This window comes from Caballeronia sp. GAWG1-5s-s, from assembly GCF_023631445.1.
Taxonomy (GTDB): domain Bacteria; phylum Pseudomonadota; class Gammaproteobacteria; order Burkholderiales; family Burkholderiaceae; genus Caballeronia.
Genome location: NZ_JALQDC010000022.1, coordinates 93,738 through 106,861, shown reverse-complemented (window position 1 = coordinate 106,861; position 13,124 = coordinate 93,738). Strand labels below are relative to the sequence as shown.

General features: G+C 61.5%; 12 protein-coding genes, 1 tRNA gene and 2 pseudogenes. 11 read left to right on the top strand and 4 right to left on the bottom strand.

Annotated elements, in window-relative coordinates:
- Position 1: 1 nt before the first annotated feature.
- Positions 2 to 514 carry a type VI secretion system contractile sheath small subunit gene (gene tssB / locus NCR34_RS14800; protein ID WP_250500261.1) on the bottom strand — a complete coding sequence of 171 codons (513 nt, stop codon included), beginning with the start codon at positions 512 to 514 and terminating at the stop codon, positions 2 to 4.
- A 522-nt stretch (positions 515 to 1,036) separates the two neighbouring features.
- Here tssB and tssK point away from each other — a divergent pair.
- From tssK to NCR34_RS14755, 11 genes and pseudogenes are all read left to right on the top strand, one after another.
- Positions 1,037 to 2,389, top strand: a complete 1,353-nt coding sequence (tssK, locus tag NCR34_RS14795) for a type VI secretion system baseplate subunit TssK (protein ID WP_250500260.1) — start codon at positions 1,037 to 1,039, stop codon at positions 2,387 to 2,389.
- Entirely contained in the window at positions 2,386 to 3,132 is a 747-nt protein-coding gene (locus NCR34_RS14790) for a DotU family type IV/VI secretion system protein (RefSeq protein ID WP_250500259.1), read from the top strand. The genes tssK and NCR34_RS14790 overlap by 4 nt, the downstream gene beginning before the upstream one ends.
- Entirely contained in the window at positions 3,129 to 4,886 is a 1,758-nt protein-coding gene (locus NCR34_RS14785; protein WP_502800079.1) for an OmpA family protein, read from the top strand. The genes NCR34_RS14790 and NCR34_RS14785 overlap by 4 nt, the downstream gene beginning before the upstream one ends.
- Before the next feature lie 87 nt (positions 4,887 to 4,973).
- Positions 4,974 to 5,369: pseudogene (gene tssD, locus NCR34_RS14780) on the top strand (type VI secretion system tube protein TssD); the annotation flags it as partial.
- A pseudogene (locus tag NCR34_RS14775) lies at positions 5,353 to 5,592 on the top strand (GPW/gp25 family protein); the annotation flags it as partial. The pseudogenes tssD and NCR34_RS14775, both read left to right, overlap by 17 nt.
- A gap of 280 nt (positions 5,593 to 5,872) precedes the next feature.
- A complete protein-coding gene (locus NCR34_RS14770; RefSeq protein WP_250500258.1) occupies positions 5,873 to 6,148 on the top strand; it encodes a PAAR domain-containing protein in 276 nt (91 codons plus the stop codon).
- Positions 6,149 to 6,600: 452 nt separating this feature from the next.
- Positions 6,601 to 6,942 (top strand): hypothetical protein, encoded by a 342-nt coding sequence (locus tag NCR34_RS14765; RefSeq protein ID WP_250500257.1) that lies wholly within the window; start codon positions 6,601 to 6,603, stop codon positions 6,940 to 6,942.
- Between the two features lie 55 nt (positions 6,943 to 6,997).
- Positions 6,998 to 7,237, top strand: coding sequence for a DUF2269 family protein (locus NCR34_RS28215; RefSeq protein ID WP_350029433.1), 240 nt, complete (start codon positions 6,998 to 7,000; stop codon positions 7,235 to 7,237).
- Positions 7,146 to 7,364, top strand: coding sequence for a DUF2269 family protein (locus NCR34_RS14760; protein ID WP_250500256.1), 219 nt, complete (start codon positions 7,146 to 7,148; stop codon positions 7,362 to 7,364). Before NCR34_RS28215 ends, NCR34_RS14760 begins: the two co-directional genes overlap by 92 nt.
- A complete protein-coding gene (locus NCR34_RS28210; protein WP_350029432.1) occupies positions 7,301 to 7,471 on the top strand; it encodes a DUF2269 family protein in 171 nt (56 codons plus the stop codon). The genes NCR34_RS14760 and NCR34_RS28210 overlap by 64 nt, the downstream gene beginning before the upstream one ends.
- 136 nt (positions 7,472 to 7,607) lie before the next feature.
- Positions 7,608 to 8,243, top strand: coding sequence for a site-specific integrase (locus NCR34_RS14755; protein ID WP_250500255.1), 636 nt, complete (start codon positions 7,608 to 7,610; stop codon positions 8,241 to 8,243).
- Between the two features lie 328 nt (positions 8,244 to 8,571).
- Here NCR34_RS14755 and NCR34_RS14750 read toward each other — a convergent pair.
- From NCR34_RS14750 to dnaG, 3 genes are all read right to left on the bottom strand, one after another.
- Positions 8,572 to 8,648 (bottom strand) — tRNA-Ile (locus tag NCR34_RS14750).
- Positions 8,649 to 8,780: 132 nt separating this feature from the next.
- Positions 8,781 to 10,835, bottom strand: a complete 2,055-nt coding sequence (rpoD, locus tag NCR34_RS14745; protein WP_206469201.1) for an RNA polymerase sigma factor RpoD — start codon at positions 10,833 to 10,835, stop codon at positions 8,781 to 8,783.
- 405 nt (positions 10,836 to 11,240) lie between these two features.
- Positions 11,241 to 13,124: a DNA primase gene (gene dnaG / locus NCR34_RS14740; RefSeq protein WP_250500254.1), complete on the bottom strand. Its 1,884-nt coding sequence runs from the start codon at positions 13,122 to 13,124 to the stop codon at positions 11,241 to 11,243.

Here is a 13,124-nt window from a genome sequence, read left to right as displayed (position 1 = left end):
CTCAGGCATGCCCTTCCGGTTGCGTAGCGGCTGCGGCGATTTGAGCCAACTCGCCGCGCAGCTTGTCAGACAGCCGCTTGTCTTTCAGAACCTTCTCGAACTCGCGACGGAACGTGCTGTTGTCGAGCAGGTTGGATTTCAGGTCGCGCAGCAGATTGCGCATCGCGAGTTGTGCCTGAAGCTCCGGAATCTGGCGTGCGACCTGCTCCGGCTCAAAGTCCTTCATCGAACGGAACGACAGGTTCACCGGCAGTTCGGAGCCGTCGCCAGCGAGCGTGTTCTGCGCCGAAAACCTGAGGTCCGGCGCATAATCGGCCAGCACGGCGTCGAAGTTATTCTTGTCGATATTGACTTTCTTGCGCTCGGCCAGCGGCGCCTGCTCCCGACCAGCGCTGAAGTCGCCGGCAACGAGCAGCTTGAGCGGCAGCTCTACCTTCTTCTGCGCCCCTCCTGTGTGAAGGTCCAGCGTGATCGACACGCGACTTTTTGGGATTTCTCGCTGAAAGCTGTCCATCGGTACTCCTTAAAAATTACCGTCAGATTACCGCCGAAAGATGCCGCCGCGACAGGGACGCTGGCGTGGAGCGCTGCGATCCTCAATTGCAACTGGAACCGCATGACCGTACTCACGGCGCCCCAAGTGCGTGACCTCCATTCAAGCGGCATTTTTTACCGCGACGTATTAGACCGGATTATTGTCTGGACGTCAAAGGAAATTCCAGATCGATTCTACTTCTGTTTTTTTGGGATAACTTATAGCACCGACAGGATAAGAACGGCTAGATAGGCGGGCCGCTATGGTTTGTGTCGACTCGGACATTTCCTATTTTTTTGATAATTTATTGGCTCAAGACACAGCCGTCTCTACTGACGTCATTCAAAAGGCTCCAATGCATCATGCATTAAGTCACCGATCAGAACATTAGTTATGCGAATTTAATGACGGCGTTAGGATACGCATGGGGTATACAGAATTCGATTGCCGAGTTTAGAATCCGCCGGCTTAAGGCAGTAGCAATGCGCGGGCGACGAATACATGCGAATCCACAAACCTCTTTGGCACGACGGCCTCATCCTTTCGCAGCAGCACTTCCAACAACAGGACCGGTGGACCGAATTCGCCTTGCAGCAAATTGTTAGCGCTGCTGTTGCCGATCCGTGGGGCACCCTGCGGGTAGAAGTGGACGAAGAAGCGCTCGCAACGGGACGCTTGAAGTTGACGCATCTCAAAGGGCGGTTTCCGGACGGCACTCCGTTCGACACGACCGTGGCCGACGCGCTTCCCGGTGCACGGGATCTGGCCCAGGGGATTGCGGTCGATCGACAGAGCGTTGTGGTGTATGCCGCGCTCGCGCTTCTCGATGCCAATGGCAACAACTGTCGCTTCGATGAAACTTCGCTCGCCCGTCCCAGACGTTCTTATCGCGAATTCACGAAGGTCACGGACCTGAACGGAATCAGCGAAGTCGAGATAGCGGCCGAACGGCACGCCATCCGGCTACTCTTCGATTTCGAGCCCCACGCGGATGACACCGTATGCGCCATTGCACGGCTCACGCGTGCAAGCAACGGCCAGTTTCAGGTGGATCATCGGTTCGTGCCGCCGTGTCTGACCCTCGGCAGTCATCCGCTGCATCTTGAGCGAATCAACCGTCTGGCCGACATCCTGATGGCCAAGAGCGTGGCGCTCGGCTCGCGTCGCAGTGAGCGACTCGAAGCGATCGTCGAGTATGGCGTCGCGGACGTCCAGCTTTATTGGCTGCTTCAGTGCATCCACACCGCCTGGCCGCATTTGCGACTCTACGCCTCGCACCCGGCCCGACCGCCCGAACACCTGTATGCCACGCTTGCGCAGCTCGCCAGTGCGCTCATGACGTTTTCCACCGCAGCGCAACTGTCCGATATTCCGTTGTATGACCACGCACGGGCCGACGAGGTGTTCGCAAAACTCGAGTCGATGATCCGGGAACTGCTGGATGCCATCATTCCGTCGCGGGTGGTGTCGATCGGCCTCACGCGCAAGGGGCCGACGACCTGGACAGGTCAATTCCTCGACGAACGCCTGGTCGAAGGAACTGCGGACTGGTACCTGTCGGTCAATGCGCCAGTGCCGGTATTCGAACTCGTGGAACGGTTTCCCCGACTGTGCAAGATCGGCTCGCCCGACGACGTCGAGCACATCGTCAATTCGGCGTTGATGGGCATTCCTCTGAAGGCCGTGCAAAGGGTGCCCGGCGCCATTCCGGTCCGGCTGGACAATCAATACTTCGCACTCGATTCCACCAGTCCCCTACACGCGAAGATGCTTGCTGCGCGGGCCTGTCAGATCTATCTCCCCGCTTCCGTGCCGGACGCCACCCTCGAACTCTATGCGGTGCTGCGCTCATGAACAATCTCACCCTCAGACATGATAAGGCGACGTTGATGAGCACTGCCGCTTCCGCCGACTACGTCAGCGGAAGCGGCAGCGGTATTCGTGATTTGCTGCGCGACACGGCGTTGCTTGTCACTTCGCTCGCTGCCGACGGAACGGTGACGGACGCCGCTGCATTGCGCGAGCGGTGCCGGCAGTTGATTACCGACTTCTCGGAGGCACTCACACGCCGGGGTCACCCTGAGGACGTCCGACAGGAAGCGATGATTGCGCACTGCGGATTGCTCGATGAAACCGCGCTACGGGAACTTGGCGACGAAGCTCGTTCGCGATGGGAACTCGAGCCGCTGCAAGTGGAGTTCTTCCGGATGCACGATGCGGGGGAGCGCGTGATCGACTGTCTCGAGGCACGTCTGCGCGATTCCTCCCCGAACGTCGATCTGCTCGAATTCTATTCAGCGATCCTCGGCATCGGGTTCATGGGGCGCTATGCCCGCGATGGGGCGGCCAAGCGCACCGAACTCGTTGCCTCGCTCAATAGCCGTCTGCAGAAGCTTCGGCCTGCTGTCGAACCGACGTTTATCGCGGACCACCCGGGAAGGCGCCTATCCGACTTGTTCTACCGGCTGTCGCCGTGGGCTATTGCAGGCATCGCCTGCGTCGCTGCCGTAGCCGTCTGGGTCACCTGGAATGTGGCGCTCGATTCGCAGCTCGCTCAGCTTGCGCACATCAAGTCCGAAAAGGTCAGCCGTCCGTGAAAGCCGATCTGCCGCACTCGCGCTCAGGGCCCAGCCGGGCGTCGGTTTTTGACCGCGCGCCGGACCAAGGTCTAGGCTACCCGTTCCGCTTGATGGTCGTGCTGGCCGGCGCGCTGGCTTTCGCCGTCACTTGGCTCGTGGCGCAGCCGGGTCCAAGCATGGCCTGGATGCTCACCGGCGTGGTTATCGCGACGGCCGTAGTGCTCATTTACTACCGCACGCGAATCCTTCGGCGAGCACGCAGCCAGAGCGCCGTCGTACTGGCCGCGCTCGGCGAAGCGACTGCGGACATTCCAGTCAGCCTGCTGTCGGTCCGTGAGAACTTGAACCACGACTCGCTGAGTCCAGCCGACGATCGACGCCAGGGCGGCCGCGCGTGCGGCCGCGGTGCTAGCGTTCGCTGTCTGCTCGACCTCGCCTTCAGCCGCGCGGATGACGGACTCGAAGCCGTCTGCGCCGGTCAGCCGCTGCAACGACGATACTCCGTACCACGCTGGCGTCGCGAGGTCGCTCGGCTCAGTCGTGAGCCTTTGATACATCGCGATATACCCAGGCAATGGGCCGGAGCCAAGCATGCGCGCGGCGTCCGCGACAGCCTGACGTATCATGCGCAGCGACTGCGTCAGCAGATCGGCATCGGTATAACGGGCAGGCACCACCGAGAGCACAACAGCGTCCGGAGCACGGCCGTCGCGCCACTGCTTGACGGCAACCGCGAGGTGCGGCAGGTCCTGTGGCCGCTCGGCTCGCAGCCATATCGCACCGTCGCCGACATGCGCGAAGCGGTCCCTGCCGTCCCGGTTGAAGAGCGCCGGCAGGTCGTCGCCGGTGACCAGCACCAGCGGCATGCGTGTGCGCAGCCCGCCACTGAGTGGGCGCTCTTCGGCGCTGGCTGGATCGATTGCGGTCCAGGAGGCGGGCCCAACGATCCTTGGACGCGTGAAGTCGAACTTCAGACTCGCGTTCTGCGCAGCACCGCCCCGGCTTCACCCACGCCATGGCCTCTGCCCCAGCCACTCATCGCGGCCGTCCAGCAACGGCGATGGGTGTCGCCGCGACTGGCCGCTTTCCTACATGGGTTTGCCTTGTTGGCCTGCGGGGCCGCATTCGCGTGTTTCTTTGCGGGCCTAAATAACCAGACGCTCCTCGCGCGCGTTGGCGCGGATCTCGGCCGGTATTCGACCATTCCGGCTGCACGCGACGCCGCGCGCCGTGATGCCCTGCAGACGCTGGTAGCCGATCGCGATGAACTGGACCGGTATGCGCGAGTCGGTGTCCCGCTGCGTCTGTCGTTCGGCCTCTATCGGGCAGAACGCACCATCCCGTCGCTCAACCAGGCGATCGCGAGCTACGTCGCGCCTCCCCCGCCCCCGTCGGTCGTCACGCTCGACAGCATGTCGCTGTTCAACAGTGGCAAGGCTCATCTCAAGGATGGCTCGACGCGCGTGATGGTCGATGCGCTCGAGATGATCAAGGCGCACCCGGACAAGCGGATCCTCGTCGCCGGCTACACCGATAACGTGGGCGATCCGGACAGCAATCTGAAACTCTCGACCGCGCGAGCCGTAGCCGTGCGCGACTGGTTAATCGGAGCGTCCGGCATCTCGTCCACGCAGTTCGCGATCCAGGGCTACGGGGATACGCGCCCCATCGCGAGCAATGACACGGAAGCCGGGCGTGCGAAGAACCGCCGCGTAGAGATCACGCTAGTCCCTGACGCGCGTCATGCAGAGGCCGGAGCCCCCGCGAATTAGTTTTAGCCCCCGAAGCATAGGCTTCGGGATGTTGAAGCCCGGTTAGAGATCCGGGCAGTTGTCGCAGTAAGAAGAAGGGAGTAAGAAATGGCAATTCCGTCATACATGTGGCTCAAAGACGATGGTGGCGCGGACATCAAGGGTTCGGTGACCGTGCAGGGCCGTGAAGGCAGCATCGAAATCACGGCGTTCGATCACAGCCTGCATATTCCGACCGACGGCAACACCGGCAAGCTCACGGGCACGCGCGTGCACGCACCGATCACCCTGATCAAGGAGACCGACGCATCGACGCCGTATCTGTACAAGGCAGTGACGAGCGGCCAGACGCTGAAGTCGGCGGAGATCAAGTGGTACAAGATCGACGACGCCGGCAAGGAAAAGGAGTACTTCAACACGAAGCTCGACAACGTGAAGGTCGTCGCTGTGCGTCCGAAGATGCTCGACATCAAGGTCCCCGACTACGAGAAGCATACCCGCCTCTGCGCACAAGTTGAAAACGGAGATCGAAGCCACGCTGCTCGAATACGAGCCGCGGTTGAGATCGATCGATATCGAGATCAACAAACCGGAGCCGGGCATGTTGCTGAGCTTCACGATGGCGTGTCATCTGCGGCGCGAAGGGCTGGTGCGCTTTGGGACGGATTTCACGCCGGATGGGAGGACTCGCTTAAGGATGCTGCAGCAGGCGCCGGAGCAGTTATGAGCGCATCAGCAGACGCTTCTCGCGAGGCTACAGCCTTATGTGGATTCAGCGTGCGAGTCGATGGCGTTCGCCAACCTTCGACGCATTCTCGATCGACGACGAATGAAGCATTTCTTGCGTGGTTGAGCAGATGTCCGTTGTGCTGCATCGACGGACGTTGTCTGGCATAGCCGACGCGCCCGCTTAAGCCCTGTGGATGACGGTGCTGCGGTTCACGTTTCCGGACGTATTCCGTACGGAAGTCCAGTACCTTAAGGTAACAACCGAAAAGAGCATCTACATGACCAAAATGATAGCGCTGAAAGGCAATCTCACGACGACCGGCGGCCGCGTGCTAGACGGCGACGAATCCATGCGCGATAACGGAATACCCGTTGCGCGGCACATGGGGCTCGCGTCGTGTCCTCGCTGCAAGAAGAACGGACCGATTTCGGGAACGGCCACGAACTGGGGTTTCTCGGGAACGCGAGGCGTAGTGGACGGCGATATCGTCATGTGCGAGTGCCCGCGCGGCGTCAATCGCGTTATTGCAAGGTCTTCGATGTTCGACTCGTGAGCGCAACTGAAGCAAACGCTTGCAGCTACGCTCTAGCCGCTCGCACACGGCGGCGTCTGACGATGACGTGCGCGAACATGCCGTCAACGGCTCTGGACAACGGTTATCCGCGTTGGCGACGTGCCAAAAGGCTCTTCTTGATCCACATCGAATGCATACCGTCGTGGTAATTGGTGGCTATGGCGCTTCTTGGCGAACGCATCTGCACAGCGCTCGCGCAGATGGAAGGCATTCGCCTGCCCAGATCACCTGGACTCGCGACGATGCGAGGCGTATTCGGCTATTGCGGCCGACCATTCCTGCGGCTCGTAGAGGGACGCTGGAATCCGACCCACGGGTGGGTCGATCTGCGTCGTTAGCCGCTTCCCGGACCTGTAGACAATCGCTTACTCAGCAGTTGCGCCTTACCTGATCCCGTCCTGTTTCCCCGTCGGTATCCCGACGTGCGCACCGTGGCTTTTCATACTGACTTCGCAAGCGCGCCAGCGCGTCTCGTCGTATGGCTGGCTGCGCAACTGGTGCGCGTCGGTCTGATGCCCACCGTCGTGCCGCTCGCGAAGCCGCTGCACGCGATAAGTCGCTGGCTCGAACCGCTCATCAGCGACAAAGGCGCCATGTTCGTCTCGCTCGAAGGCGTGGACGTCGAGGGCAAGCCGCTGAAGCTCGACTGGCATCTGCGGCGGCAAGAATTCATGGTCCGCATATTCCCTGTGGCGCCGCTATCGCTCTCGCGAAGCGACTCGCGCGCGGGGACAAACTGCCTCGCGGTGCCATGCCGTGTATTGGCTTGCTGACGGTCGACAAACATCTCGCCGAGGTGCAGGATCTCGCCCTCCATGAGGTGCCAGCGTGAGTAACTATCTCTTTCTCAAATGGATCCATGTCCTCAGTTCGACCGTGCTCTTCGGCACTGGAAGCGGCATCGCATTCTTAAAATGGATCACCGACCGCAGCGGAGACGTGCGAGCGATTCGTATCGTGACGGAGCGCACGGTACTTGCCGACCTGGATTTTTTCCACTCCCGCCATCGTCGTTCAGCCACTCACTGGCCTCGGCCTCGTCCATTGCGCCGGCTATGCATTGCTTAGTGGATGGATTTTCGACGCGATTTGTCTACACGTGATCGCGGGAACTCTTGCTGGCTTCCGGTCGTGTGGCTGCAGATACGCATGCGCGATCTCGCGCGAATTGCCGATAGCGATTCTCAAGCACTGACCCAGCAATACTGGGAATACGGTCGAGCCTGCTTCTGGCGAAGCGTGCCGGCGTTCATTGCGTTCGTTGGCGTATATTGGCTGATGGTGCTCGAGCCCAGTTCATGAACTCATGGGAGGACGTACGCCCACGCTCCCACGCGAAAGAGTGATACCTTGCGACTGCGAACTTTTTTGCAGGAGCACGCGAGCGCCGCGCCCACCGTCGAAGCCTGGCTCACACAGTGGCTCGACATGACGCGCATTGAAACCTCCACCCGCATCGGCTACGACGCGGCCGTCGAGTTCTGGTGTCGCGCGTCCTGCGACAACCGAGGGCGCAAGATGGGTAGCCTGCCGCTCGATCCACAACTACATCGAACTGTGGTTCTGGTCGGGGCTGCGCACGTCGGAGATCAACGGGCTGGAATGGCGCTTCGTGGATTTCAAGGACAACGCGATCGCAATCGAACGGGTGTTAGTGGCCGGTGAGGAGAAGAACCGCACGAAGACGGCCGAGGCGCGCCTCGTGCGCCTGAATCGCCGCGCGTACGCCGCCCTACAGCGCCAGCGTGCCTTCACGCAGGTGGCCGGCGGGCGCGTGTTCCAAGACCCGCGCACGAGCAAGCCGTGGCATAGCGAGGAGGCGTTCACCCGCGTGTACTGGTCACGCATCCTGACACGCCTCGGCATCCGTTACCGCCGCCCGTATAACATGCGCCACTCCTATGCCACCAGCATGTTGATGGCCGGCATGACGCCCGCGTTCTGCGCGCGCCAGCTCGGCCACACAGTCGAGATGTTCCTGCGCACGTATGCGAAGCTAGTCCTATGGAAAACAAGAGCACGGCCACAATGCCGATTGCATCTCAAGTGTAGCTTGCGACGAGCAACGCCGTAGCCCATCCGGACGGATTGTCCCAGCAGCTCGGTTCGGCACGCCACTCGCGCCTCTCTCTCCGCACACGCGATACACGCCGCGTCGTGCTAGCAAACGCTCATCGTCGGCTGCTGTCAGTTGCAATCAACGGTCGGGGGCGGCCACAATGCGTCGATCATTTGGGGAAGAACGGACCGCGACGCGGAGCAAACGCCGGCTGGGCAGGCGACGGCTACCGGCCCGGGCGGGCCACGACCCACCAGCGTCCCCGAATCGTCCTCAGAGTGTCTCTGAAGCCAACCGCCGGGCACCAAAACCCCGCTAAGCCTTTGATATGTGAAGTGAAGGCTGGTGGGCCGGGTGGGACTCGAACCCACTGTCGGTCGATTATGAGTCGACAGCTTATACCAGTTAAGCTTCCGGCCCCTCTCGAAAACGGAGGGCAAAAAGAAAGCGCCGTGCGGCGCTTTCTGATGCTTCAGAAGGATGCCAAAGGCGACTCTCGAAGGTCTGCGAGTTTGCCTGACAACGCCTCTCAATACAAGCCCGACACGCGCATCAATTGCCCTCGAGGAACGACTTCAACTTGTCCGACCGGCTCGGGTGACGCAGCTTGCGCAGCGCCTTCGCCTCGATCTGGCGAATGCGCTCACGCGTCACGTCGAATTGCTTGCCCACTTCCTCCAGCGTGTGATCCGTGCTCATCTCGATGCCGAAGCGCATCCGCAGCACCTTCGCCTCACGCGGCGTCAGCGAGTCCAGCACGTCCTTCACCACGTCCCGCATGCTCGCATGCAGCGCAGCGTCCGAAGGCGCCACCGTGTTCGTATCCTCGATGAAATCGCCGAGGTGCGAGTCGTCGTCGTCGCCGATCGGCGTTTCCATAGAGATCGGCTCCTTCGCGATCTTCATGATCTTGCGGATCTTGTCCTCGGGCATTTCCATCTTCTCGGCCAGCGTCGCCGGATCCGGTTCCAGGCCCGTCTCCTGCAAGATCTGCCGGGAAATACGGTTCATCTTGTTGATCGTCTCGATCATGTGAACCGGAATACGAATGGTGCGCGCCTGATCCGCAATCGACCGCGTAATGGCCTGGCGAATCCACCACGTCGCGTAAGTCGAAAACTTGTAGCCGCGACGATATTCGAACTTGTCCACCGCCTTCATCAGGCCGATATTGCCTTCCTGAATCAGATCGAGGAATTGCAGTCCGCGGTTCGTGTATTTCTTCGCGATGGAAATCACGAGACGTAGATTGGCCTCCGTCATTTCGCGCTTCGCCTGACGCGCCTTCAGTTCGCCCGCCGCCATCTGGCGGTTGGTTTCCTTCAGGTCCTTCAGCGGCAACACCACGCGCGCCTGCAAGTCCAGCAGACGCTGCTGCTGCTCTCGAATCGCCGGGATATTGCGCTCGAGCACCGCGCTGTAGTCGTGCCCTTCCGCGACGACCTTGTCGGCCCAGTCGAGGTCCGTCTCATTGCCCGGAAAGCGGGCGATGAACTCGGCGCGCGGCATGCCGCACTTGTCGACGACCGTATGCAGGATCTGACGCTCGACCTGGCGCACTTCATCGACCTGCGCGCGCAGCGTGTCGCACAGGCGCTCGACGGTGCGCGCCGTGAAGCGGATCGACATGAGTTCGGTCTGAATGGCTTCCTGCGCCTTCAGGTATGCCTTCGACTTGTAGCCTTCCTTCTCGTACGCGCGGCGCATCTTGTCGAACCACTCGCTGATCAGCGAGAACTTTTCGAGCGACTGGCGCTTCAGCGCTTCCAGTTGGGCGGCGTTGGCGCTCGCCTGCGCGGCGCCGTCATCGTCGTCCTCTTCTTCGTCGCTTTCCTCGTCGGCTTCCTCGTCCTCGGATTCGATCGCCTCGGCTTCCTGTTCGGAGAAGCCGTCGGTGTCTTCCGCGTTCGGATCGATCAGGCCATCGACGAGTTCGTCGACGCGCGTTTCCTCGTTCTGCACGCGCTCGGCCATCGCGAGAATGTCGGCGATGGTCGTCGGGCAGGCGGAAATCGCCATGACCATGTGCTTGAGGCCGTCCTCGATGCGCTTCGCGATCTCGATTTCGCCTTCGCGCGTCAGTAGCTCGACCGTGCCCATCTCGCGCATGTACATGCGCACGGGGTCGGTCGTGCGGCCAAATTCGGAATCGACCGTGGAGAGCGCGACTTCGGCTTCTTCCTCGACTTCATCGTCGGCCGAGGCGTTCGGCGCGTTGTCGTTGAGAAGCAGCGTCTCGGCGTCGGGCGCCTGCTCGTACACCGCCACGCCCATGTCGTTGAACGTGCTGATGATGCCTTCGATCGCCTCGGTTTCCGTGAAGTTGTCCGGAAGGTGATCGTTGATTTCGGCGTACGTGAGGAACCCGCGCTCCTTGCCGAGCTTGATGAGCGCGCGCAGTTTCGAACGGCGCTCTTCCAGCTCTTCGACCGTGCCGGGCGCGCTCGACGCGAACGCGTCTTTCAGAAGCGCCTTCTCCTTGGCGCGGCGGTCGCGTGCCTTGGCCTTTTCGACCTTCGCCGCGGGTGCGGCGGCCGGCTCTGCAGTTTGCGGTGCGTCGTCTTCGACGGGTACATCGTTCAGCTTTTTCGTCATGGAGTTCGCCATACAGGCTCTAGTCTCGACTCGCGGCTGCCGGACGGCAACCGATGGAACCGTGAATACCCAATGCGCACGTGCCTCGCCCTGCCTTGGCTGCGTGCCCTGCCCGGGGCGCTACCGCGGTTCGCGCGATGCGCTCGAACGCGAATCGCTCCTACCCGCAATAGCAGCCGCTTCCCTTGCGCCCGTCTGTTCGTCGGCGTGCTTATCCGCCTGTTTTGTGTGTCGCGCCCCGCTCGAGGCAAACGCCGCTTTCGCGCGCCGCGACAGCCGATTCAGCCAGCGCCCTTGCAACTCTCGCAGATTCCCTCAAAGCTTCCGTACGTCTCGCCGCTCAGACTGCCTAAGCCAGCGAAATCGTACAAATCGTTGAAAAAAAGCAACGAATTTTCAACTTTTTATTATAGCAGTTCACTTTTCGCGATCCGGGCTTGCGGCCCGTCCCGCCTTGATCTGCGCGACTTTCGCCGACAGATCCGAAAACTCCGCCACCTCCTCTGCCGAGAGGCTCGCTTGCCGCGCCAGTTGATCGAGCCGCGCGCGATAGCTGTCGTGCCGCAGCTTGACGACGGTCGCGAGCAACTCTTCCGTCAACAAGCGCTTCTGCTCGTCGACGCGTTGCGCGGCGTCTTCATCGGACGGGTCGCGTAGCAGCAAATCCCGAACGTTTTCATCATAGGCGAGAATTTCCTGGAAGATATCCTCGTAGGTCGGCGCATTTGCTGCATTTCTCAAAACGTCCGACAACATCTGAAATTCCGCCGCGCCGCCCAGTTCGCGCACATGCCCGAGTACTTCGCTGAACAACTCGCCGTGCTCGGTCATGGTCACGAGCGTGCGTTCGCTCTCTTCGTCGAGCGATGCCGCGATGCCCGGATACATCACCAGATTGCGCAGCGCCCGCTGCTCCTGGCCCGTCACGCGACGCCGCTCGCTCTTCGGCACCGACGCGCGGGCGACGGCCGCCGCCCGGGAATCGATATCGCAAAGCGCCGCAATTTCCGTGAACGGCGTCGCGAGCCGGTCTGCCAGCATATGCAGGATCTGCACCCGCAGCGCGTTGGCCGGAAGCGCCTGCAGGAGCGGCTTCGCGTCGAAGAGCGCCTTCGCGCGGCCTTCGGGCTGCTCCAGCTCCTTGTCGTTCAGCACTTCTTTCAGCAGGAACTGCGACAACGGCATGGCGCGGTCGACCTGCTCGCCGAAGCCGTCCGTGCCGAACTCGCGCACGTAGCTGTCCGGGTCATGCTCTTTCGGCAGAAAGAGAAACTTGATGGTCCGGTTGTCCGCCGCGTGGGGCAGCGCCGCTTCGAGCGCGCGACGTGCGGCGCGTCGGCCGGCCGAATCGCCGTCGAAGCTGAACACCACGGTGTCGGTCTGGCGAAAGAGCTTTTGCACATGGACGGGCGTGCAGGCCGTGCCCAACGTGGCGACCGCGTTCGCGAAACCGAGCTGCGCGAGCGCGACAACATCCATATACCCTTCGACGACGAGCGCGTACCCCAATTCCCGGATCGCGAGACGCGCTTCGAACAGGCCGTAAAGCTCGCTGCCCTTGCTAAATAGCGGCGTTTCGGGCGAATTCAAATACTTCGGCTCGCCGCCGTCCAGCACGCGCCCGCCGAAGCCGATGACGTTGCCCTTCACGTTGCGGATGGGGAACATCACGCGTTCGCGGAAGCGGTCGTAGCGGCGCGGCTGGCCTTGCGCGTCGGTCTTCTCGCTGACGATCACGAGGCCCGCTTCGACGAGATTGTCGTTGCGGTAATCGGGAAACGCGGCTTCCAGATTCTGCCAGCCGTCCGGCGCGTAGCCGAGGCCGAAGCGCGCCGCGATTTCGCCGGTCAGCCCACGCTTCTTGAGATACGCGATGGCGTTCGGCGCCGCGCGCAACTGCTTCCTGTAGAAATCGCAGGCGGTCTGCATGACTTCCGTGAGCGCGACGCTCACCGCCTTGCTCGGCGCGCTTTCGCTGCCATAACCGCCGCCACGGAACGAATTCGACGGCTCCTGCGGCACCGTCAATCCCGCGCCTTGCGCAAGATCCTTGACGGCTTCGGGGAACGTGAGCCCCGTATGCTCCATCAGAAAGCCGATGGCCGTGCCGTGCGCGCCACAGCCGAAGCAGTGATAGAACTGCTTCGTCGGACTCACGGTGAACGAAGGGCTCTTCTCGTTGTGAAACGGGCACAGGCCCATGAAGTTCGCGCCGCCCTTCTTCAACTGGACGTAGCGGCCCACCACGTCGACGATATCGACGCGGTTGAGCAAATCCTGCAGAAATGCGTGAGGAATCAC

Coding starts and splice junctions, on each gene's coding strand:
- NCR34_RS14770 (WP_250500258.1), top strand. CDS start 5,873: ATGACCAAAATGATAGCGCTGAAAGGCAATCTCACGACGACCGGCGGC.
- tssK (WP_250500260.1), top strand. CDS start 1,037: ATGCGAATCCACAAACCTCTTTGGCACGACGGCCTCATCCTTTCGCAG.
- NCR34_RS14790 (WP_250500259.1), top strand. CDS start 2,386: ATGAACAATCTCACCCTCAGACATGATAAGGCGACGTTGATGAGCACT.
- tssB (WP_250500261.1), bottom strand. CDS start 514: ATGGACAGCTTTCAGCGAGAAATCCCAAAAAGTCGCGTGTCGATCACG.
- rpoD (WP_206469201.1), bottom strand. CDS start 10,835: ATGGCGAACTCCATGACGAAAAAGCTGAACGATGTACCCGTCGAAGAC.